General features: G+C 68.7%; 18 protein-coding genes. 7 read left to right on the forward strand and 11 right to left on the reverse strand.

Features of this window, described 5'->3' with window-relative positions; all coding sequences use genetic code 11:
- Positions 1-134 precede the first annotated feature (134 nt).
- A complete protein-coding gene (locus tag AC07TU_RS13385) occupies positions 135-1,331 on the forward strand; it encodes an aspartate aminotransferase family protein (RefSeq protein WP_495188416.1) in 1,197 nt (398 codons plus the stop codon).
- Positions 1,328-2,743 (forward strand): succinylglutamate-semialdehyde dehydrogenase, encoded by a 1,416-nt coding sequence (gene astD, locus AC07TU_RS13390; protein ID WP_495188417.1) that lies wholly within the window; start codon positions 1,328-1,330, stop codon positions 2,741-2,743. The genes AC07TU_RS13385 and astD overlap by 4 nt, the downstream gene beginning before the upstream one ends.
- On the opposite strand, the gene AC07TU_RS13395 is transcribed toward astD, so the two are convergent.
- From AC07TU_RS13395 to AC07TU_RS13410, 4 genes are read right to left on the reverse strand one after another with little or no spacing between them, the layout of a single operon-like run.
- Positions 2,736-3,035: an antibiotic biosynthesis monooxygenase family protein gene (locus AC07TU_RS13395; RefSeq protein ID WP_495188418.1), complete on the reverse strand. Its 300-nt coding sequence runs from the start codon at positions 3,033-3,035 to the stop codon at positions 2,736-2,738. The two genes, astD and AC07TU_RS13395, sit on opposite strands and share 8 nt — an antisense overlap.
- Positions 3,036-3,428: a cupin domain-containing protein gene (locus tag AC07TU_RS13400; protein WP_495188419.1), complete on the reverse strand. Its 393-nt coding sequence runs from the start codon at positions 3,426-3,428 to the stop codon at positions 3,036-3,038.
- Positions 3,425-4,792, reverse strand: a complete 1,368-nt coding sequence (locus AC07TU_RS13405) for an NAD-dependent succinate-semialdehyde dehydrogenase (RefSeq protein ID WP_495188420.1) — start codon at positions 4,790-4,792, stop codon at positions 3,425-3,427. The genes AC07TU_RS13400 and AC07TU_RS13405 overlap by 4 nt, the downstream gene beginning before the upstream one ends.
- Positions 4,789-5,844, reverse strand: a complete 1,056-nt coding sequence (locus tag AC07TU_RS13410; protein ID WP_495188421.1) for an isocitrate/isopropylmalate dehydrogenase family protein — start codon at positions 5,842-5,844, stop codon at positions 4,789-4,791. The genes AC07TU_RS13405 and AC07TU_RS13410 overlap by 4 nt, the downstream gene beginning before the upstream one ends.
- A gap of 76 nt (positions 5,845-5,920) precedes the next feature.
- Between AC07TU_RS13410 and AC07TU_RS13415 the strand changes: the two genes are divergently transcribed.
- The 3 genes from AC07TU_RS13415 (at position 5,921) to AC07TU_RS13425 (ending at position 10,418) form a co-directional block, all read left to right on the forward strand.
- Positions 5,921-6,784: a GntR family transcriptional regulator gene (locus AC07TU_RS13415; RefSeq protein WP_495188422.1), complete on the forward strand. Its 864-nt coding sequence runs from the start codon at positions 5,921-5,923 to the stop codon at positions 6,782-6,784.
- Positions 6,785-6,852: 68 nt separating this feature from the next.
- Positions 6,853-9,417, forward strand: coding sequence for an aconitate hydratase AcnA (gene acnA / locus AC07TU_RS13420; RefSeq protein ID WP_495188423.1), 2,565 nt, complete (start codon positions 6,853-6,855; stop codon positions 9,415-9,417).
- The gene (locus AC07TU_RS13425; protein ID WP_495188424.1) at positions 9,414-10,418 is read left to right on the forward strand and encodes an alpha/beta fold hydrolase; all 1,005 of its coding nucleotides are present in this window, start codon (positions 9,414-9,416) and stop codon (positions 10,416-10,418) included. Before acnA ends, AC07TU_RS13425 begins: the two co-directional genes overlap by 4 nt.
- Here AC07TU_RS13425 and AC07TU_RS13430 read toward each other — a convergent pair.
- Entirely contained in the window at positions 10,401-11,651 is a 1,251-nt protein-coding gene (locus AC07TU_RS13430; RefSeq protein ID WP_495188425.1) for a hydrolase, read from the reverse strand. The genes AC07TU_RS13425 and AC07TU_RS13430 overlap by 18 nt on opposite strands.
- 93 nt (positions 11,652-11,744) lie before the next feature.
- Between AC07TU_RS13430 and AC07TU_RS13435 the strand changes: the two genes are divergently transcribed.
- Positions 11,745-12,527, forward strand: coding sequence for a class I SAM-dependent methyltransferase (locus tag AC07TU_RS13435; RefSeq protein ID WP_495188426.1), 783 nt, complete (start codon positions 11,745-11,747; stop codon positions 12,525-12,527).
- A gap of 8 nt (positions 12,528-12,535) precedes the next feature.
- Here the strand turns inward: AC07TU_RS13435 and AC07TU_RS13440 are convergent, their stop codons facing one another.
- Positions 12,536-13,492 carry a threonine/serine dehydratase gene (locus AC07TU_RS13440; RefSeq protein ID WP_495188427.1) on the reverse strand — a complete coding sequence of 319 codons (957 nt, stop codon included), beginning with the start codon at positions 13,490-13,492 and terminating at the stop codon, positions 12,536-12,538.
- Between the two features lie 78 nt (positions 13,493-13,570).
- A complete protein-coding gene (locus AC07TU_RS13445) occupies positions 13,571-14,302 on the reverse strand; it encodes a helix-turn-helix domain-containing protein (protein WP_495188428.1) in 732 nt (243 codons plus the stop codon).
- An 85-nt stretch (positions 14,303-14,387) separates the two neighbouring features.
- Between AC07TU_RS13445 and AC07TU_RS13450 the strand changes: the two genes are divergently transcribed.
- Positions 14,388-15,311, forward strand: a complete 924-nt coding sequence (locus tag AC07TU_RS13450) for a Rossmann-fold NAD(P)-binding domain-containing protein (protein WP_495188429.1) — start codon at positions 14,388-14,390, stop codon at positions 15,309-15,311.
- Positions 15,312-15,348: 37 nt separating this feature from the next.
- On the opposite strand, the gene AC07TU_RS13455 is transcribed toward AC07TU_RS13450, so the two are convergent.
- From AC07TU_RS13455 to AC07TU_RS13470, 4 genes are all read right to left on the reverse strand, one after another.
- Positions 15,349-16,449, reverse strand: coding sequence for an aminotransferase class I/II-fold pyridoxal phosphate-dependent enzyme (locus tag AC07TU_RS13455; RefSeq protein ID WP_495188430.1), 1,101 nt, complete (start codon positions 16,447-16,449; stop codon positions 15,349-15,351).
- An 89-nt stretch (positions 16,450-16,538) separates the two neighbouring features.
- On the reverse strand, positions 16,539-18,014 hold the full coding sequence (locus tag AC07TU_RS13460) for a glycosyltransferase family 39 protein (protein ID WP_495188431.1): 1,476 nt from the start codon (positions 18,012-18,014) through the stop codon (positions 16,539-16,541).
- A gap of 120 nt (positions 18,015-18,134) precedes the next feature.
- Positions 18,135-18,443, reverse strand: a complete 309-nt coding sequence (locus tag AC07TU_RS13465; RefSeq protein WP_495188432.1) for a hypothetical protein — start codon at positions 18,441-18,443, stop codon at positions 18,135-18,137.
- 88 nt (positions 18,444-18,531) lie between these two features.
- Complete coding sequence (locus tag AC07TU_RS13470; RefSeq protein WP_495188433.1) at positions 18,532-19,764, reverse strand: MFS transporter; 1,233 nt, start codon at positions 19,762-19,764, stop codon at positions 18,532-18,534.
- Positions 19,765-19,828 lie beyond the last annotated feature (64 nt).

Raw genomic sequence — 19,828 nt, forward strand, 5'->3', positions numbered from 1 at the left:
GGTGGCACCCCCGCCCCGCTCATTACCGTTACGAATATAGAGCCGACAAAAACTCCTAAGAACGGGTCGCGTATCCCATTCCTTATTGATCAATAGGAATTAGATTGGTGGCATCGCCGCCATTCGAGGATCCCATGACCAGCTCGCTCATGAACGTCTATGCCCGTGCCCCGATCGCGTTCGACCGTGGGGAGGGGGCCTGGCTCCATCCCGTCGGCGGCGGCGAACCCTATCTCGACTGCGTCGCGGGTGTCGCCACCAACGCCCTTGGCCATTGCCACCCGGTGCTGGTCGCCGCGCTGGAGGCGCAGGCGGCCAAGCTGTGGCACATCTCCAACATGTTCGAGATGCCGGGACAGGATGCGCTCGCCGAACGGCTGACCACCGCGTCCTTTGCCGACACCGTCTTCTTCACCAACTCAGGGACTGAGGCGGTCGAATGCGCGATCAAGGTGGCGCGCCGCTACCATGCCGCGCGGGGCGAGCCGCAGCGCCAGACGGTGATCGGCTTCAACGGCGCGTTCCACGGCCGCACCTATGGCGCGATGAACGCCGCGGGGAACCCGGCGCATCTCGACGGGTTCGGCGATCGCCTTCCCGGCTTCGTGCACTTCGCGGTCGATAACTGGCCGCCGCTGGCATTGGCGATCGCCGACCCGGCGACGGCTGCAGTGGTGGTCGAGCCGGTGCAGGGCGAGGGCGGCGCGCGTGCGATGATCGAGCCGTTCCTCGACAAGCTGCGCGCGGCCTGCACTGCGCGTGGCGTGCTGCTGATCTATGACGAGGTGCAGACCGGGATGGGCAGGACGGGCAAGCTGTTCGCGCATCAATGGTATCCCAATGCCACGCCCGACATCATGGCGCTCGCCAAGGCGCTGGGATCGGGATTCCCGGTCGGCGCATGTCTTGCGACCGCCGAGGCGGCGAGCGGGATGGCGCCGGGCACGCACGGCACGACCGCCGGCGGCAACCCGCTGGCGATGGCGGTGGCGATCGCGGCGTTCGACGAGATCGCCAAGCCTGAGACGCTGGCACATGCCCGCGCAGTTTCGCAGCATCTGCGCGCGGGCCTCGACCAGCTGGCGGCCGCGCACCCCGGGGTGATCGCGGAAATCCGAGGCAAAGGGCTGTTGATCGGCATGCGGCTGGTACCCAACAACCGTGCGTTCATGGCGGCGGCGCGCGAGCAGCGTCTGCTGGTGGCGGGCGGCGGCGACAATTGCATCCGGCTGCTGCCGCCGCTGACGCTTACGCTCGCGGAGGCGGATCAGATACTCGATCGGCTTGATGCAGCATGCCACGCGATGGCCACTGTGCAGGTGGCGGCATGAGCGCGGTGTTCGCTTCGACCGATCCCGCCACCGGCGAGACGCTGTGGGAAGGCACGTCGGCGACGGCGGAAGATTGCGCGGACGCCGTGGCGCGGGCACGGGCAGCTTTCCCCGGCTGGGCGGCGCGATCCGGCGACGAGCGCGCGGCGATCCTCTCCCGCTATGCCGCGCTGCTTGGCGAGCGAAAGGACGCGCTGGCCGAGGCGATCGCGCGAGAGACCGGCAAGCCCTTGTGGGAGACCCTGACCGAGGTCGCCTCGATGATCGGCAAGGTTGCGATCTCGATCGAGGCGATGGCGGCACGCACCGGCACGCGCGAGAGCGCAATGCCGTTCGGGCGCGCGGTGCTGGCGCATCGGCCGCATGGCGTGATGGCCGTGCTCGGGCCGTATAACTTCCCCGGGCACCTGCCCAACGGCCATATCGTGCCGGCGTTGCTCGCCGGGAACACGCTGGTGTTCAAGCCGTCGGAGGAAACCCCGCTCGTCGGCCAGTTGATGGTCGAGGCGCTGCATGCCGCAGGGGTTCCGCAAGACGTCGCAATCCTGCTTCAGGGCGGACGCGAGACCGGCGCCGCGCTGGTCGCGCAGGATATCGACGGGCTGTTGTTTACTGGATCGGCGGGAGCGGGAATGCACTTCCGCCGCGCCTTTGCCGAGCGGCCCGCGGTGATCCTCGCGCTTGAGCTTGGCGGCAACAATCCGCTGGTGGCGTGGGACGGCGAACGGGAAGCGGTTGCGTCGATCGTCGTGGCGTCCGCCTTCATCACCACCGGACAGCGCTGCTCGTGCGCGCGGCGACTGATCGTGCCGGAAGGCCCGGCGGGCGATGCCATCGTGGAGGCGGTGGCGACGCTGTCCGATCGTCTGCGCATCGGGCAATGGGACGAGACGCCCGAGCCGTTCATGGGGCCGCTCGTCTCGGCGCAGGCGGCCGGGCGCGCCGCGGCACAGGTCGCGGCGTTGGTCGAGCTTGGCGCGCGGGAGATCCGTCCGTTCGGCGGGGTCGAAGGGCGCTCGGGTGCATTCGTTCGGCCGGCGATCCTCGACGTGTCCGGGCTGAGCGTGCCGGACGAGGAGATCTTCGCGCCGGTGCTGCAGGTCCGCCGCGTGGCGGATTTCGACGCTGCGCTTGCCGCTGCGAACGATACGCGCTTCGGGCTCGCCGCGGGGCTGATCAGCGACGACGATGCACTATGGGTGCGCTTCCAGGTGGAGGCCCGCGCGGGCGTGGTCAATCGCAACCGGCCGACCACGGGCGCAGCCTCGTCGATGCCGTTCGGCGGGCTTGGCGATTCCGGCAATCACCGGCCGAGCGCCTATTATGCCGCCGACTATTGCGCCTATCCGGTTGCCAGCCTTGAGGCGGAGCGGGTGGTCGATCAGCTCGACGGGTTGCGCGGGATCAGCTGAACCCGATGCCGGCGGCGAGCCCGTGCTCGACCGCCGGCGGACTGGTGAAGAATCCGCCGACGAGGGCGCGCCATTCGGCGAAGTCGCGCGAGGCACGGAACGCCGCGTGGTCCTCGACGCGGCGCCAGTCGATCAGCAGCCAGTAGCGTCCGGCGATTTCGTGCGAGCGGAGCAGGTCCATGCGGATGCAGCCCGGCGCGCGGCGGAACAGCGGCACCGCGCGGCCGGCAGCGTCCTCGAACGCGCGCGTGCGTTCGGGATCGACGTCGAGGCGTGCGATCTCGCGCGCCATCTATTCCGCGTCGATGCGCGTGGTGATCCCGGTCGCGATCACCGTGCGGGTCGCGTCGATCGAGGCATAGGTCCAGAAGATCACCAGCGGCTCACTGCCCTCGAGATTGAGGAAGCAGTGCGGCACCTCGGGCGGGATCCAGCTGGTCACGCCGGGCGACACCGGATGCTCGGCGCCGTCGATATGGACGCGCCCCGACCCCGAGAGGACGACGACGCTCTCCTCGCAATTATGGATGTGCAGCGGGACCGCAGCGCCCGGCGCGATGCGGGTGATGCCGTTGAGCATCGATCGCGATCCGCGCCCGGCGGTGACGAGCGGGGTGGTGACCACGCCATTGCCGCGATCCTTGACCGGGAGTCCCTCGGGGATGAGGATTTTGGCTTCGCTCATGCCGCTTCCGCGACGCGGATCGTCTTCATGTTGGTGAACTCCTTCATCCCGGCCTCACCGAGCTCGCGGCCATAGCCCGAGCGCTTGATCCCGCCGAACGGCACGCGCGGGTCGGACGCGACCATCGCGTTGACGAACACCGCGCCGGCATCGATCCGCCGGGCGAGTACGCGGCCGCGATCGAGGTCGGCGGTCCAGATCGAGGCGCCTAGGCCAAAGCTGGTGCGGTTGGCGAGCGCGATTGCGGCTTCGGCGTCGGGCGCGCGGATGACCGCAGCGGCCGGACCGAACGTCTCCTCGTCGAACGCGGCCATGCCCGGCGCGACATGGTCGAGCAACGTGGCGGGGTAGAAAAAGCCCGGGCCGCCAGGGATGGCGCCGCCAGTGTGCAGCCGAGCGCCCGCGGCGACGCTGCGCTCGACCTGATCGTGGATCGCGTGACGCAGGTTGGCGCGGGCAAGCGGGCCGAGCGTGGTGGCGGTCTCGCGCGGATCGCCCAGCCTCAGTTCGGCGATGCCGGCGAGGAAGCGTTCGACAAAGGCGTCGGCGACGCTGCCCTCGACGATGAAGCGCTTGGCATTGACGCAGCTCTGCCCGGCATTGGTGAAGCGTGCCGTCACCGCCATCCGTGCGGCACGGTCGAGATCAGCGTCCGCGAGCACGATGAAGGGGTCCGAGCCGCCGAGTTCAAGCACCTGCTTCTTGAGCGCAGCGCCTGCCTGCCCGGCGACGATCGCGCCGACCTCGGTCGAGCCGGTCAGAGTGACGCCCGCAACGCGCGGATCGGCGATCACCATGGCCACCGCGGCTGGCTCGACGAACAGGTTGGCGAACAGGCCCTCGGGGAAGCCGGCCTCCGTCATCAGCCGCTCGAGCGCGAGCGCGGACTGGGGGACATTGGCGGCGTGCTTGAGGATCGCGCCATTGCCCGCCGCGAGCGCGGGCGCGACGAAGCGGATCACCTGCCACAGCGGATAGTTCCACGGCATGATCGCGAGGATCACGCCGAGCGGCTCGAATGCGATCGTGGTGCCGGGAACGGCGACGACGGGGGCGTCGGCGAGCATCGCGGGTGCGTTCTCGGCGTAGAAGTCGCAGTTGAGCGCGCATTTCTCGACCTCGGCGAGCGCTTCGCCGACCGGCTTGCCCATCTCGGTAGTGATCAGCGCAGCGAGCGCCTGCTTCTCGCTGCGCAAAAGGGCTGCGAGGCGGGGGAGGAGCGCGGCGCGCTCTGCAACTGGCCGGAGGCGCCATTGCGCCTGCGCGCGTGCTGCACGCTCAATCCGGGCATCGACCTCGGCGGGCGTGTGGACGTTGAACCAGGCAAGTGCCTCGCCAGTCGCGGGATCGACGGTTGCGATCATAGCGCGGCGATCACCGCATCGGTGAAGCCGCGCGTGTCGAGCGGTCCGCCGACGTCGCGCGTGCGGGTGGCGGGATCGGCGAGTGTCGCCTCGATCGCTGCCTCGATCCGGCGCGCGCAGCCGGACAGTGCGGGGTCGTTGCGGTTGCGGCCGAGCCAGTCGAACAGCATCGCCGCCGATAGGATCAGTGAGGTGGGGTTGGCGATACCGCGGCCGGCGATGTCAGGCGCCGAACCGTGCTGCGCCTGCGCGACGCAGATCGTGTCGCTGGCGTTGATCGACCCGCCCAGGCCGAGGCTGCCGCTCAGCTCCGAGGCTTCGTCGGACAGGATGTCGCCGAACATGTTGGTGGTGACGATGACGTCGAACCGCTCGGGATCGCGGATGAGCAAGGCGGCGGCGGCGTCGACGATCACCTCGTCGAGCGTCACGCCGGGGAAGTCCTGCGCCACCGCGCGCACCTCACGCAGGAACAGGCCATCGGTCAGCTTGAGCACGTTCGCTTTGTGGACCGCGGTGACCTTCCGGCGGCGCTCGGCCGCGAGCTCGAAGGCGGCACGGGCGACGCGACGGACGGCAGCTGCGGTGATCTTGCGGATCGAGAAGGCGCTGTCGGGATCGGGCATGAACTCGCCCGGGCCCATGTGCATCGACCGGTCGGCGTAGAAGCCCTCGGTATTCTCGCGCACGATGACCAGATCCATCGGCTTGCGCAGGAGCGTGAGGCCGTCGCGCGAGCGGCACGGGCGGATGTTGGCGAACAGGTTGAACTTGACGCGCAGCGCCGCCGAAGGGTTGGGCTGGCCTGCGGGATAGTCATAGTGCGACACCGGGCCGAGGATGACGCCGTCCGCTTCGGGGATCGCGGCAAGTACCGCATCGGGGAGCGTACTGCCTTGCGTGGCGAGGCTGGCAAGGCCGATGTCCATCGTCTCGAAGCGGAGCAGGTCGCCGGCGGCGGCGCGGGCGACAGCGAGCGTGGCTTCGGTGATTTCGGGGCCGATGCCGTCGCCGGGAAGGGTGAGGATGCGCGTCATGGCGTGGTGATGCATCAGCCTGGCTGTCATGTCGCTGACACGACCGGCGATTTTGCTTGAAGATTGCATTTCGGCAATTCAAGATTCCTCAATGCGCGAGCGCCTAGCCGACCGGATCGCACGTCAGATCATCGATCACATCCGCACCGCGGGGCTGGTGGAGGGCGATCACCTCGCCGCGCAAGCGCTTGCCGACCGCTTCCATGTTTCACGCGCGCCGGTCACCGCGGCGCTCAAGGTTTTGGCTGCGAAGGGCATGGTCGAAGCGGTGCCGAACCGCGGTTTCTTCGTGAAGGCCGCGCCCGCCGCGGCGGCGGATCCGGCGATCGACGAAGAGCCGCTCTATACCGCGATCGTCGAGGCTCGGTTGACGGGCGTGCTCCCGGACCGCGCGAGCGAGAACGAGATGATGCGCCGCTTCGGTGCGACGCGGGCGCGGCTGCAGCGCGTGCTTGCGCAGATCTCTGAGGAGGGGTGGGTGGAACGGCTTCCTGGTCATGGCTGGCTGTTCCGCGCAACGCTGGATTCGGCCGAAGCCTATGAACAGGCGTATCATTTCCGTGCGACGATCGAGACTGAAGCGCTGCTCCAGTCCGGCTATCGCTTCGTGCCGGCCGAACTCGACCGGCTGCGCCATGAACAGCAGGAATTGCTGGCGGGCGCGTTCCGGACGCTACCGCGCGCGCGGCTGTTCGAGATCAATGCCGGGTTCCACGAGACGCTGGTGGCCTGGTCGGGCAACCGCTTCTTCCTCGATGCGCTCAAGCGGGTGAACCGGTTGCGCCGACTGATCGAGTTCCGTGCCACCGCCGACCGCAGCCGGCTCGAGCAGCAATGCCGTGAGCATCTCGCGCTGCTTGATCTGATCGAGCGCGGCGACATGGCGCTCGCCGCCGATTTCCTGCGCGGCCATGTCGGTCACGCACTCGCGCTCAAGATGCGCGCAGCCGAATAATTGCATTATGAATTGACAAATATCGTCCAGCGGTCGAGCCATCGGACGATTTTTCGACGAGGTTTGGCATGATTCTCGACCTGGCAGGGCAGCGGCTGCGAATCGCCGATCTGGCCGCGCGGCTCGGCATCCGATTGGGCGCCATGCCGGTGATCCATCGGCTGATCGCGGAGAATCTGCTGCGCGCCGGGGGTGAGGACGGTGCCGCGGCGCTGGCGCGATGGATCGAGGGTGGGGACGACGGCGTGGAGCTGGTGTTCCACCCGGGCCGGATCATGATGCACGACACGACCTGCGTGCCGGCGCTGGTCGACCTCGCCGCCGCGCGCGACGCGGTCGCGGAGGCGGGCGGTGATCCGGGCCGCGTGGGTCCGGTGCTGCCGGTGGACGTATCGACCGATCACTCGATCGCCGTCGATCATTTCGCCCGAGCGGATGCGGCGTCGCTGAACATGGCGCGCGAGCGGGCACGCAACGCCGAACGGTTGCGCGTGATGAAATGGGCGTCGGGGGCGATGCCCGGGCTGGTGGTGCATCCGCCCGGGACCGGGATCATGCACACGCTCAACCTCGAGAAGCTCGCCAGCGTGGTGCGGATCGAGGAACGCGACGGCGAGCGCTGGGCGGTGCCCGACACGCTGATCGGTACCGACAGCCATACGCCGATGGTGAACGGCATCGGCGTGCTGGGCTGGGGCGTCGGCGGGCTGGAGGCGGAGGCGGCGATGCTGGGGCTGCCGGTGGTGCTGCGCGTGCCCGAGGTGGTTGGGGTGCGGCTGACCGGCGCGCTCGATCCCGCGCGGATGGGAACCGATCTCGCGCTGGCGGTGACCGAGCGGCTGCGCGCGCATGGCGTTGCGGGGCGGTTCGTCGAGTTCTTCGGGCCGGGCGTGGCGACACTCTCCGCCGGGACGCGCACGGCGGTGGCGAACATGGCGCCCGAATATGGCGCGACCATGGGCTTCTTCCCGGTCGATGCGCGGACGATCGACTATCTGCGCGACACGGGGCGAGACGCCGGGGCGCTGGCGCTGGTCGAGGCCTATTGCCGGCGACAGGGGTTGTGGTTCGATTCCGCGGCCGAGCCTGCCTATCGCGAGACGCTGACGATCGACCTGTCCGAGGTGCGGATGGGACTGGCCGGTCCGGCGCGGCCGCAGGACCTGCGCGCCGTTGGCGACACGCAGCAGCTGATCGCCGGCGGCATGGCGGCAGGCGCGGTGCCGGCGGGCGCGGTGGCGATCGCCGCGATCACCAGCTGCACCAACACCAGCGATCCGCGCATGCTGGTCGCCGCCGGCCTGCTCGCGCGCAACGCGGTACGCGCCGGATTGAAGCCCAAACCCTGGGTCAAGACCTCGCTTGCGCCCGGATCGCCAGCCGCGGCGGCGCTGTTGGAGCGCGCGGGGCTGCTGGCGCCGCTCGAGGAGCTGGGCTTTGCGATCGTCGGCGTCGGCTGCACGACGTGCATCGGCAATTCGGGACCGCTGGTGCCGATGATGGCGGCGGCAGTTGCGGGCGGGGTCGAACCGGTGGCGGTCCTTTCGGGCAATCGCAATTTCCCCGGTCGTGTGCATGCCGATGTGCGTGAGAGCTTCCTCGTCTCTCCGCCACTGGCGATCGCCTTTGCGCTGGCGGGCGACGCTGCGCGCGATATCTCGGCCGATCCGATCGGACGCAGTCCGGACGGAACCCCGGTGTTCCTCGATACGCTGTGGCCCGGCGCGGGCGAGATCGACGGCGTGCTCGCGGCGGCGCTGTCACCCGCGGATGTGCCGGCGCGCTATGCCGCGGTGGAGGCCAATCCCGACTGGCAGGCGCTCGCCGCGCCGGACGGCGCGCGCTTCCCATGGGATGCGGACTCGACCTATTTGCGTCCGCCCCCCTTTGTCCGTGCCGAGGGCCGCACGCCGCTTGACGGCGCGGAGGCGCGGCCGCTGCTCGTGCTGGGCGACGACATCACCACCGATCATATTTCGCCGGCCGGTTCGATCCCGGCTGACAGCGAGGCGGCGCGCTATCTGATCGAGCGCGGCGCGGCGCCGGGCGACCTCAATGTCTATGCATCGCGGCGCGGCAATTGGGAGGCAATGGTCCGCGGCCTGTTCACCAATCCCTCCGTCCGCAACCTGCTCGGCCCCGGGCCGGGGCGGACGATCCACGCCCCCAGCGGGCGCGAAATGCCGCTATGGGATGCCGCGCAGGCCTATGCCGTGGACGGCACGCCACTGGTGATCGTGGCGGGCGAGCGCTACGGCACGGGATCGTCGCGCGACTGGGCGGCGAAGGGACCGTGGCTGCTCGGCGTACGTGCGGTGATTGCGGCGAGCTTCGAGCGGATTCACCGCAGCAACCTGATCAACATGGCGATCCTGCCGCTGACGGTTTCCGGGGCAGACAGCATCGCACTGCGCACGCTTTCGCCCGACGCGCGGATCGTGTTTCCCGAGACGGTCATGCTTGCGCCGGGAGCCGAATTGATTCTGCGGATCGAAGATGGCGACGACAGCCGGGAACTGGCCGCCTGTCTGGCGGCGGACACGAAGGTCGAGTGCGAGGTGACCGCGCGGGGCGGAATGCTGCCGGCCCTGCTGCAGCGGCTGCTCGCTGCGCCGAGCGAGGCGGCGGCATGAAGCGCGGGTTGCTGCCCATGTTGGCGGTGCTCGCGCTGTGGAACGGGGCGGCTGCTGCGCAGCGCCAGGCCGAGATCGCGGCGAAGACCGTGCGGCGCGACGTCTTTCCGCAGACAAGCGTGCGCTTCCCCGGCGGCGTCGTCGCGACACCGCAGGTCGAGATCTCCAATCTTGACGGCTTCCGCCCGGTGCGGATGGATATCTACGCACCCGTGCGCCGTGCAGGGCCGCGTCCGGCGGTGCTGTGGGTACATGGCGGCGGGTGGAGCCGGGGGGATTCGCGGACGTCGGGCGCCTATGCCGACTGGCCCGAGGTGCTCGCGTCGCTTGCGGGCCGGGGCTTTGTCGTCGCCTCGGTCGACTATCGGCTGAGCGGTGAGGCACGGTTTCCGGCGCAAATCCAGGATGTGAAGGCGGCGATCCGTCATTTGCGCGCGCATGCCGCAGAACTGGGAGTCGACCCTGCCCGTGTCTATCTGTGGGGCGGATCGGCGGGCGCACACCTTGCCGCGCTGGCGGCGACCAGTTGCGGCGAGCCGGCATTTGCGCCGCCGCCTTCAACCGGCCGGCTGGAACGAAGCGAAATCGCTGCGTTGAAGGCGAAGGTGGCGCCTGCCGGCAGTGATTGCGTGCAGGGCGCGGCGCTCTGGTATGGCGTGTTCGATCTTTCGCAGGTGCCCAGGGTCAATGTCGCGGGGCTGCTTGGCTGCGATCCCGCGGCCTGTGTCGAGACGGCGCGTGCGGCGAGCCCGTTCCATCGCGTCGGGCCGGACGCGCCGCCGATGCTGCTGATCCACGGCTCGGCGGACGAGACTGTGGCGCGTGCCCAATCGGTCGAGATGGCGACCGCGCTGCGGCGTGCGGGCGTTCGCGCCGAGCTGGTGACGATCCCCGGTGCCGATCATGGCTGGCTAGCCGCAACGCCGGAAGCGACGCGCGATGCCAGCCTGTTGGCGCTACGCCGGACCTTCGACTTCTTCGAGTCACTCGCCAGGCGTTGATAGGGGAGCGTTGAGCCTCGCGAGCCGCATCAGCAGCAGCGTGGAGAGCTTGGCGCGCTCGACCAGCGAGGGGACGATGAGGAACTCGCGGTCGGAATGGATCGCACCGCCGCGCACGCCTAGCGTATCGACGACTGCGAGGCCGTGTGCGGCGAGGTTGTTGCCGTCGCACGCACCGCCGGTCGCCTGCCAGGCGATATCGAGCTCGAGTGCCGCCCCGCAATCGCGCACCAGCTCGAACAGCCGGCGCTGGCGCGCATCGAACGGCTTGGGCGGGCGCTGGATGCCGCCGTGAAGCGTGGCCTCGACATCATGGCGTTCGGCGATTTCCGCAGTCAGGGCATGCAGCGTGTCAAGCGCCCATTGCTGGTCTGCGGGATCGGCGAGACGGAGGTTGAAGCGCAGCACGGCGCGGTCGGGAACGATGTTCTCCGGCCCGCCGCCGTCGATCCGCGACGGGTTGGCGGTGAGGCCAGGGCGTGCGCCGTTGAGCAGGGCGATGCGCCCGGCAAGCTCGGCCGCGGCCACGATCGCGTTGCGGCCGTCCTGCGGGTTGCGGCCGGCATGCGCGGCGCGGCCGACGACGGTGACGGCGAAGTTTGCGCAACCCTTGCGCGCGCCGGCGAGTACACCCTCGGGCGTCGCCGAGGGTTCATAGGCGAGGCCGACGGTGCAGCGCTGCGCGGCCTCGGCGAGCAGGGGGGCTGAGCCGATGGAGGAGACTTCTTCGTCGGCGTTGACGATTACCTCGACGCCGAGCCGGTCGGCGTGCGGCGAGCGGTAGAATGCGCCGAGCGCGGCGAGCATGACGACGATGCCGCCCTTCATATCGGCGACGCCGGGGCCGCAAATGGTATGTTCGTCGAGCCAGCGGGCGGTCTGGAACGGGTGATCGACGCCGAACACCGTGTCCATATGCCCGACGAGCAGGACGCGGTTCGCTGCACCCGGCGCGTCGCGGCGGAAGTGGAGATTGCGGCCGTGCGCGACCGGCTGGAGATCGCCGCGCGCGTCGGGATAGGCGAAGGGGGCGGGGTCGCGCAGGGTGACCGTGCCGCCAAGGCGATCGAGCTCGTCGCCGATCAGCTCGGCCATCCGCTCCAACCCCGGCAGATTGGCGCTGCCCGAGTTCACGGACGACCATGCCAGTGTCTGTTCGAGCAGGGCCGGGGCGAGGCTGTCGATCCAGGCGAGCGCTTCCGCTTCGTCGCGGTCGAGATCCAGTTCAATCATATGAAGGTCCTAATTGGGCGCCACTTTCACCGCGCTGTCGCGACAGCGCGGGGACAGGCTCGCATGGCTAAAGAGACGGCAGGAGGTTCCCGCATGACGCTTGCACTCGACCGTATGGTTGGCGCCACTGCCTTTGGCGCTGATGTCGCGGGCTATGCCGCGGGGCGGCTCGATTATCCCGAAGCGCTGTTCGAGATTCTGGGCGACCGGTGCGGTCTTGGACCGGGCGCGCGGGTGCTCGAGATCGGACCGGGTACCGGCCAGGCGACACGCCGGATGCTGGACGCGGGCGCTGCCGTCACCGCGGTCGAGCCCGATCCGGCGCTGGCCGGGCATCTGCGCGGCTGGGGCGAGGCGCGGCTGACGGTCGATTGCCGGATGTTCGGCGAGCAGGTGCCGGGCGATCATGCCTTCGATCTGATCGTCGCGGCGACCGCCTTCCACTGGCTCGAAGCCGGTCCGGCGCTTGCGCAGGTCCGGCGGCTGCTGCGGCCGGGCGGGGCGTTCGCGATGTGGTGGAACGTGTTTCACGAGGCCGGCGAGGATCCGTTGTTCGACGCGCTGTTCGACGGCCTTGCGCGGCCGCCCTCGCTGTTGTCCGGCCAGCATTATTCGCTCGACGCCGACGCGCGCTGCGCCGATCTCGCCGCCGCAGGCCTGCAGCAGGTGAGCCATGTCATGCTGGCCCGCCGGCTCGAAATGACCCCGGCATCGCTGCGCGCGCTGTTCTCGACCTTCTCCGCGGTGCGGCAGCTTCCGCCTGCCGAACGCACCGTGCGGCTGGATGCGGTCGAGGCGATGGCGCTGCGCGACCGCGGCGAGCGGTTCGAGCGGGTGTTCCGCACGCCGCTCTACACTGCCCGCACGCCGGACTAGGCGATGAGTCATCCGACTGCGCGGAGGAACAGGTCCAGCGCGATGTTGCGGCCGCACAGCACCACGGCAACCTTGCGCCCGCGATAGCGATCCGCCTGCTGGATCAGTGCGGCGAAGGCGACGCCGGCGGCGCCTTCGACCATCCAGCGCTCGGTTTCGGCGATACGGCGCATTGCCCCTGCGATCTCGGGCTCGCTGACGGCAATGCGGGTGTCGATGACGCGCTGACAGGCGGGGAAGGTGATCGAACCCGGCTCGATCGCGCCGGTGGTGCCGTCGGACAGTGTCGGGAATTCCTCGGTCGGAACGATCCGGCCCGCCTCGAGTGCGCGCAGCATGCAGGGCGAGGCTTCGGGCCATGCGCCGACTACCTCGATCTCCGGGCGAAGCGTCTTGAGCGCGATCCCGGCCCCGCCGATCAGTCCGCCCGCGCCGACCGCGATGAACACCGCGTCGAGGTCAGGGCCCTGTTCGCCGAGTTCGATCCCGATCGTGCCTTGCCCGGCCATCACCGCGGGGTCGTTATAGGGCGAGATATAGACCATGCCTTCCGCCTCGCCGCGCTGGCGTCCCGCGCTCTCGGCAGCGAAGGCGGGGCCGTCGACCGTGACGACCTCGGCACCGAGCGCGCGGATCCCGGCGACCTTCGACGACGCGGCATCGCTGCCGACATAGACGGTGACCGGCACCCCCGCGATCGCGCCGGCGCGCGCGACCGCCATGCCGTGATTGCCGGTCGAGGCGGTCAGCACGCCGCGGCGCCGGGTATCGGCATCGAGCGTGCGGATCTTGTTGGTCGCGCCGCGGATCTTGAACGAGCCCGTAGGCTGGAGGTGATCGAGCTTGAGCGATACGTCGCAGCCCAAAGCGGCGGAGAGTGCCGGGCTGGGCACCAGCGGCGTGACCGCCACCTGCGGTCGGATCGCCGCATGCGCAGCCTCGATCTGCTCGAAAAAGGGATCCAACTCTGCCTCCGTCACCGATGAAATTTGGTGGCGACTGTGCAGATGCAGGTCCGGGTCAGCCATCCCTCCGGAGAGGGATCAGTTGGGGCGGCGGGCCGAGGCGAAGAGTTCGGCGAGCGAGCCGATGCGCATCTTGCGGAAGATCTGTTTGCGGTGGTCCTTGACGGTGTGGCGGCTGATGCCGAGCCGCAGCGCGATCGCCTCGCTCGAGCAGCCGGCGATCAGCAGCTCATAGACCTCGGACTCGCGGACGGAGAGCTGTGTGGCCGCAGCCGACGGCCGCACCGCCGCATCCCGTTTGAACGCCGCGGCGACCGGGGCGGCGAAGGCATCCAACTCGTCCAGTTCGCCGGCGGACAGGCCGGCGTGGCCGCGCGCGCGATAGAAGCTCAATTCGACGACGCCGTCCCAGGCGGGAAAGTAAAGGCCGATCTCCTCGCACCGCTCGGGCCAGCCGAGGGTGCGGAACCCCATTTCCTCGTCCTGCGTCCACACCAGGTAGCGGTCCGCCCCGGCAAAGGGTTGGTGCGGGCGCAGCGCGAAGTCGCTGGCACGCACCGCGCCGCAAACGGAGGCGGGGGCGAGCATCGGGTTCATCCGGTGCGTGAAGCGGACATAGTTGCGGATGCCCTGCGCATGCCCGGCAGGCTCGAAATCGTCGAACAGCAGCCGGGCCTCCGCGTCGCGACGATGCAGAACGGCGGCGGCAAGGTCGAAGCCGATGGCATGGCGCAGCGCGCCTGCCGTGGTTGCGGCGAAGTCCGTTTCGCCGATTGCGCCGATGATCTCCGTCAGGGCCGTATGCAGCATGATCCGGTCACCCCTCCATCAGGGGGATAGACTAGCGCGCGATAGCTGACACGAACTTGTCGCGAACCATTCAAGGGAGACGGGTGTGCGGATCGTGGAATTGCCGGAAATCGAGGCTGCGCTGGACGAGGACGCCGCGATGGCGGCGGTCGAGGACGGTTTTCGCCGGATGCAGCACGGTGGCGTCCATCTCGCGGACGTGTCGCATCTCGCCTTCGAGGATCCGCCGGGCGACTGCCATGTGAAGGGCGGCCACATCACCGGCGACGACGTGTTCGTCTTCAAGTTCGCGACCAGCTTCTATCGCAACCCCGAGCTGGGCCTGTCGTCGAGTAACGGCTTCATGATCGTGGTGAGCGCGCGAACCGGCGAGCAGCTCGCGATGCTCAAGGACCAGGGCTATCTGACCGATATGCGGACCGCGCTGGCGGGCGCGATCAGCGCGCGGGCGATCGCACGGCCGGGCAGCGCTGTGCTGGGGATCGTCGGGACCGGCATCCAGGCGCGGATGCAGGCGCGGATGATCGGACGCCTGCTGGGGCTGAAGCAGGTGCTGGTCCATGGCCGCAGCGCGGACAAGGCGGAGGCGCTCGCCGCGGAGATCGGCGGGCGCGCGGTCGATCTGCCCGAGCTGTGCGAGTGTGCGGACCTGATCGTCACCACGACGCCCTCGACGACGCCCTGGCTGCGCACGGAGATGGTGCGGCCCGGCACGCGGATCGTCGCGGTGGGGGCGGATACGCCGGGCAAGCAGGAGTTGGAGACCGGGCTGACCGGGCGGGCGCGCGTGGTCGTCGACTCCCGCGTCCAGTGCGTCGATCATGGCGAAGCGGGATGGGCGGTCCGCGCGGGGCTGATCGCGCCCGAGGCGCTGATCGAGCTCGGCGAATTGCTTGGGCGGCCGGTCGCCTTCGGGCCGGACGAGATCGTGGTGGCGGACCTTACCGGGGTCGCGGTGCAGGATATCGCGATCGCCAAGACGGTGTGGAACCGGCTGGCGGTGGCGTGAAACGGCCGGTCCGGATCGCCGGACCGGCCGCAAGGGCTCATCCGCGCAGGGCGGCGGAGATGGCGGTGAGCCCGGCTTCGAGCTCGTCACGGGTCGCCCAGCCATAGCCGAGTCGGAAATAGCTGTCGGGCAGGTCGAACCAATGGCCTGGCGCGACATAGGTGCCATGCTGGTTGAGCAGACGATCGTAGAAGGCGGCGACACCGCCCGCCGGCTCACCGCGCATCCGCACGAAGCCGACCACGCCGCCTGCCGGGGCGTTCCATTCGAGCATCTCTTCGCCGGCCATCCACTCGCTGACCAAAGCGAGGCGGATGCGCATTTCGGCGAGCGTTTCGGCGAGGATCGCGTCCTTGCGCGACAGCACCTGCTCGGCGATCCATTCGTCGACCACACTGCCGCAGATTGCGATCTGCTCCTTCGCCGCGAGGAAGATCTCGTGCAGTTCGGGGTTCCTGACGATGAGCCAGCCCATGCGCGTGCCGGGGATGCCATAGGCCTTGGACAGCGACGAGACGCTGATGACGTGGCTGCCCAGTGTCGCGGCGAGCGGGGTGAGGTCCCCGAAGCAAAGCTCGCGATAGGTTTCGTCGACGATCAGATAGGCGCCATTGTCGCGGGCGATGCCGGCGATCCGGCGAAGCTCGCTCTCGCTGAGCAGGATGCCGCTCGGGTTATGCGGGTGGGTGATGCTGACGATCTTCGTCGCCGGGGTGACCGCCGCGGCGAGCGCGTCGATGTCGATGCGGAAGCCGGTGTCGAAGGTCAGGTCGATATGAGTGATGTCGCAGCCGATGGCGCGCGGCGTCTCCAGGTTGAGGCCGTAATTTGGGCGCACCACGACCATATGGTCGCCCGGCGCGAGCAGGGCCGTAGCGATGATGAACAGCGCGCCCGCCGCACCCGTGGTGACGAGGACATCGTCGGCGGTGAGGCCTTCACCGTCGCGGGCGATCAGCGCACGCAGCGACGCGCTGCCGCGATGCTCGGTATAGAGCAGGGTCAGGTCGGGGATGGTCAGCCCGAGATCGGAAAGCCTGCGATCCGATATCGAGCTTTCGGCGAGATTGTTGCGGATATTGCCGTAGCCGAACTCTTCGGGAGATTCGACTTCGATCGGAAGTCTTGCGTAGCGCATGGCGGCCCTGCTTCAGATGATTGACGATGCGCCATCATGGAAGGCGGCGGGTGCCCGCTCCATCCCTCCTTAGGGGGAGGGGCCTCGGTTCAACCGCGATCGATCACGCAGAGGATGGGTTCCAGTCGCGGGCCGATGAACAACGCATGCTCGCGCGCCCATGCGAACGGCGTCCACTCGTTCCGCGTCCATCTTTGCGCCGCGACAATACGCCCCGGCGGACAGGCGTGTTCGGCTAGAACGAGCCGGTAGCGGCGCACCGCTTCGCTCTGAACAGGAAGCGCCGCCACGCTCGGCATCAAGGCCAGGGTTCTTCGCGTCCATTCGTCGGTCGCGACGTTGCCGGGGCCAAGTCTGGCGACCCACGCGTCCGCCACGGCAGCCATATTGCCCGGATTGGGCCTGTCGTAGCTCAGCAGGAGACCGCGTGCGAGGATCAGGACGAGCAGAGCGACAGGGAGCAAGCGGCGGCCCGTCTTCCAGGCGCCGGCGGTAATGACTCCAACCACGGCCGCGGCGCTCGCGAATTCGATCCAGAACATCCGCGGTTTGGGATCCACCGCCAGGACATAGGTCAGCACGACGAAATGGAGCGCCGCATAGCCGCTGACGCGCATCAGCAGGCGATCGGCGCGCCACACGTCCCGGTAGACGATGGCAAGACCGAGCGCGCCCGATAGAGTGAGGCCGCATTTCGGATCGGCCAGCAGATTCAACACCGGGTCGACCGACCAATGGACTTGGATGCCCATGCTGGGCCGCCAGCCGGCGATGAAGTCCGGGTTCAGCAGCGGGCTCCTTGTCGTATCGACCCAGGGCGCCAGTTCCGTGCTCGGTATCCGCGCGTGGCGAAGCATGAGCCGCCAGCTGTAGAACGGGTCTCCTGCCGCGATCCAATAGGTTGCGGCCTCCACCGCGAGGATCGCTGCCATTCCTGCGCAGAACGGGAGTATGAGATGGCGAGCATCCCGCGGCAGCTGCAACCAGATCAGACCGAAGATCGGCAGCATGACGATCGATGTCGTGCGGCTGAAGATCGCGAGGGCGAGGCAAGCGCCCGCCAGTGCAGCAAGGTTTCGGGATCTGCGTTCGAGCGCCCATTGCCCCGCCAGCAGGGCCGCCATGCACCAGGCGAACTCGACGGCATCGACCATCGGCTGGAGCGCGTGCATCGAAAGGGCGGGGGTGGCGGCGAGCACGATTCCGGCGATCGCCGCTGCGGCCGTGCCGAACAGCCGCCGGACATTGAGCGAGAAAAGGACCAGTCCTGCGAGCGTGTAGAGCAGCGGCGCCAGCTGGACCGGGGCAGCGCTTTCGCCGAAGAGCCGCATGGCGAGCGCCATCGGCAGGACGAGCGGGAACCGCGCCTCCCAATGGGTTTGGGGGAGGCATAGTCCCTCGCGCACGGCGCAGCGCGCGCCCTGAAGATAATGCCAGTCGTCGCCGCCGCCGCCCATATAGCCGATCGGGTTGATGAAGGTCAGCGCGAGCAGGGCAATTGCGGGCAGAAGCCAGGCGGAGGCTGGCGGCAATTCAAGGCCGGCATGCTTGGCTGGTGCTTGCATGAAATTCACGTGAGCCCGGCCCCGACCGTTGGAGCGGCCGTTAAAGCATGAATATATCGATCAATCCTTAAGGGGCAGGTGGCCGCCGCCTGTGCAGGCAGCGAATGACGGCCTGTATCCCTAGTCGGTCCGTGTCAGCGCTTGCCGGGCGGCCGCGGCCAGTTCGCAGTTCTGCCGGGTGGTTCGACATTGCTGCTCGAGCATCTCCACGACCTTGAGCTGTTCCCGGCGAACATGCGCGTCGTTCCGGATATCCGGCGAGAAGAAGTTGCGTCCGGGCGACCCGGGAGCGGCGTGATCGGGGAGGCTTGTCGCGCCGGAACCTGACGTGACCTGCGCAGTGCGCGGAATGGCAAATCCGATCGCAACGCCCGCGATCAGGAATGCCCCCGCGATGGCAGCGGTCTTCAGGCAATGGCGACGCATCACGACTGGTCTCCAGCCCCGTTCGGGCACAAGCACCAAGGATAGCCGCCACCGCGCGCGGTAAAAGGGCAATTCGGGTGCCGGTACGCGGCTAGCGCTCTCCGGGGGACGGCAGCAGGATCGTGGCGAGGCCGAGCAGGGGCAGATAGGCGCAGAACTTGTACACCCAGACGATGCCGTTGAGGTCCGCGAGCTGACCCAGACCCGCGGCCCCGACTCCGCTGATCCCGAACATCAGGCCGAACATCAGCCCGGACACCAGTCCGACCCGGCCCGGGACGAGCTCCTGCGCGTAGACGACGAGCGCGGCGAAAGCCGATGACATGATGAGGCCGATCAGGATGGCGAACGTGGCGGTCCAGAAGAGATTGGCATGGGGCAGGACCATCGCGAACGGCGCGACCCCCAGGAACGACGCCCAGATCACCGCCTTCCGGCCGATCCGGTCGCCGACCGGCCCGCCGGCGAAGGTTCCGACGGCAACCGCGGCGAGGAAGCAGAAGAGATAGAATTGGGATTCGCGCGCGGTCAGGTCGAACCGTTCGATCAGGTAGAAGGTGAAGTAGTTGGTGAAGGCGCCGATATAGATGAACTTGGCGAACATCAGGATGCCGATCGCGGAGAGCGCACGGACGATCTCGCGGCGGCTGTGCGGCGAAACGATCGAGGCAGTGGTCGTGCCAGCCTGTGTCCGGCTGTGGTGCATCCGCCACTTTGTGACGCCGAAGAGCACCCAGATCGCCGCGATGGCAACGAAGGCGAGCCAGCCCACGGCGGTCTGCCCGAACGGCAGGATGATCACCGAGGCGATGATGGGGCCAAGCGCGGAACCGGTGTTCCCGCCGACCTGGAAGGCGGACTGGGCCGTGCCGAAGCGGCCGCCCGATGCCATCCGCGCGACGCGCGACGCCTCCGGGTGGAAGGTCGCCGATCCGACCCCGATCACGGCGGAGGCCAGGATCAGGGCCGGATAGCTTGCGGCCATCGCCAGCCCGCCGATCCCGGCAAGGGTGACGATCATGCCGAGCGGGAGCAGATAGGGCAGCGGCCGCTTGTCGGTATAGAGGCCGATCCAGGGCTGAAGCAGCGAGGCGGTGAACTGGTAGACCAGCGCGATCCAGCCGATCTGGCCGAAGCTCAGCCGGTATTTCTCCTTCAGCATCGGATAGATGGCGGGCAACACGGCCTGGATGAGATCGTTCAGCAGATGCGCGACCGCGACCGCGCCGACGATCTGCACGACCAGCTTCGATCCGTCAGGATAGGACGGCGCCGGCGGGGCGATGTCGGGGGAGGCAATCAGGCTGGCGGTGGTCTCGGTCACGACGGGGTCTCTCGGTCGGTTGCGAGCGTGCCCTAGCAAGCGCATATCGTTCCCGCTTCGTTGT

Source organism: Sphingomonas sp. GW821-FHT03E12 (assembly GCF_059420685.1).

Excerpts from the sequence above, each read along its gene's own strand:
- AC07TU_RS13395 (WP_495188418.1), bottom strand. The coding sequence starts at position 3,035 with ATGGCGCGCGAGATCGCACGCCTCGACGTCGATCCCGAACGCACGCGC.
- astD (WP_495188417.1), top strand. The coding sequence starts at position 1,328 with ATGAGCGCGGTGTTCGCTTCGACCGATCCCGCCACCGGCGAGACGCTG.
- AC07TU_RS13405 (WP_495188420.1), bottom strand. The coding sequence starts at position 4,792 with ATGATCGCAACCGTCGATCCCGCGACTGGCGAGGCACTTGCCTGGTTC.
- AC07TU_RS13460 (WP_495188431.1), bottom strand. The coding sequence starts at position 18,014 with ATGCAAGCACCAGCCAAGCATGCCGGCCTTGAATTGCCGCCAGCCTCC.
- AC07TU_RS13425 (WP_495188424.1), top strand. The coding sequence starts at position 9,414 with ATGAAGCGCGGGTTGCTGCCCATGTTGGCGGTGCTCGCGCTGTGGAAC.
- AC07TU_RS13435 (WP_495188426.1), top strand. The coding sequence starts at position 11,745 with ATGACGCTTGCACTCGACCGTATGGTTGGCGCCACTGCCTTTGGCGCT.
- AC07TU_RS13445 (WP_495188428.1), bottom strand. The coding sequence starts at position 14,302 with ATGCTGCATACGGCCCTGACGGAGATCATCGGCGCAATCGGCGAAACG.
- AC07TU_RS13385 (WP_495188416.1), top strand. The coding sequence starts at position 135 with ATGACCAGCTCGCTCATGAACGTCTATGCCCGTGCCCCGATCGCGTTC.
- AC07TU_RS13400 (WP_495188419.1), bottom strand. The coding sequence starts at position 3,428 with ATGAGCGAAGCCAAAATCCTCATCCCCGAGGGACTCCCGGTCAAGGAT.
- AC07TU_RS13415 (WP_495188422.1), top strand. The coding sequence starts at position 5,921 with ATGCGCGAGCGCCTAGCCGACCGGATCGCACGTCAGATCATCGATCAC.
- acnA (WP_495188423.1), top strand. The coding sequence starts at position 6,853 with ATGATTCTCGACCTGGCAGGGCAGCGGCTGCGAATCGCCGATCTGGCC.
- AC07TU_RS13455 (WP_495188430.1), bottom strand. The coding sequence starts at position 16,449 with ATGCGCTACGCAAGACTTCCGATCGAAGTCGAATCTCCCGAAGAGTTC.
- AC07TU_RS13430 (WP_495188425.1), bottom strand. The coding sequence starts at position 11,651 with ATGATTGAACTGGATCTCGACCGCGACGAAGCGGAAGCGCTCGCCTGG.
- AC07TU_RS13410 (WP_495188421.1), bottom strand. The coding sequence starts at position 5,844 with ATGCATCACCACGCCATGACGCGCATCCTCACCCTTCCCGGCGACGGC.